Annotated in this window: 1 protein-coding gene; it reads right to left on the reverse strand. The window is 63.1% G+C overall.

All coding sequences use genetic code 11. The annotated features are described in order from the left end of the window. Window positions 1-488 (reverse strand): hypothetical protein (locus F6B43_RS19500; protein ID WP_150450786.1); only part of this gene is annotated, 488 nt, incomplete at its 3' end. Window positions 489-1,226: the final 738 nt, after the last annotated feature.

The following is a 1,226-nucleotide window of genomic DNA, read 5'->3' on the forward strand; positions in this document are numbered from 1 at the left end:
GCGCAGTATGGCGTGCAGTTCAGGCGACTTCCGCCGTAGCTGGTCGCGGTGTACAGAGTGACCCAGCAGCCATTCGATCCGCGGACGGAACTGATGCTGTTATCCCACCCCGAAGCGAGGCTCGAGAACCCGAACGTCACTCCCGCGCACCCACTCGTGCCCCAGAACGTGAGGCTGGCGCCCCCCGCGTTGTAGTCCTTGTAGACGGTTCCGACGATCACGCTGGCCGCCGCGCCGCGTGCAGCTCCGTCGCCAATGCCGAGAGAGTCGAGGTACTCCGTGACCTCGGCCTCGGTCGCGAAACACACGGGTTCGGCAGCGCTTTGGTCGTCTTGGTCGTTGGTGATTGGCGACACCTGGACCGCACAGTGCTCAGCCGGCTGCGGCCCAGTAAAGCTTTGGGCCTGCGCGCCGGCGACCGGCACGGCCAAAGTCGCGAGCACGATGAAGAGCACGCCCAGACCGGCGCGATGAATGAGTTTTCGCAAGAGGACTCCCTGTTGTCGGAGGCGAGAGCCCAGCGCTCTCGCTCACAGGGACATGTCCGTCGACAGAAATTAGATACAAACCTCGGTGTCGCAGCTCACTCGATACCTGAGTCCCGGTCTCGGTTACGCGCGCCGCGAACCTTTCTGACACCGCCGGACATCCCATTTCTGACGGCCAGCCCTGGCCGCTCACTAGGAGCAAAAACCTGGCAGGCGTGAGCCCCCGGGTTGCCATCAGAAAGTTGGGTACTTGAGATGATCCAAAGATCACACCGCACAGGAGCAGGGTGGAGACGCGGAGGCGTCACCGCCGTATTCGCGGTCGTCACACTGGGGGCAAAGCGTTCTCGTCGCATCACCGGCAGTTGCGAATGACACCGCCGCCGCAGATGAAATCACCTCGGCACTGGCTGCGGTCCCCGCCGAGCATGGAGTCCTGCAAGATCTCGCGACCACCGATGCGGAGTCCGCCGATATCCCCACCAATCCCAGTGACGGGATCATCTTGACCTCAAACCAGGGGGCGACTCTGGAGGTGGGGCTGCCGTTCGCAGATCGCGCGTCCGATGGAACGGTGATCGCAGAATCGGCGCTTGCCTACGACAACGGAAACGGGTCAAGCACGGTGCCCACCGCGAAATCCGACGGTTCCGTTCAGATCACCACCGTGATCGAAAACGCCGACGCTCCCACAGCATATGAATACAGCATCGGTGGGGCAGACGGGGCAGCACTCCG

The organism is Microbacterium rhizomatis (assembly GCF_008710745.1).
Lineage (GTDB): Bacteria > Actinomycetota > Actinomycetes > Actinomycetales > Microbacteriaceae > Microbacterium > Microbacterium rhizomatis.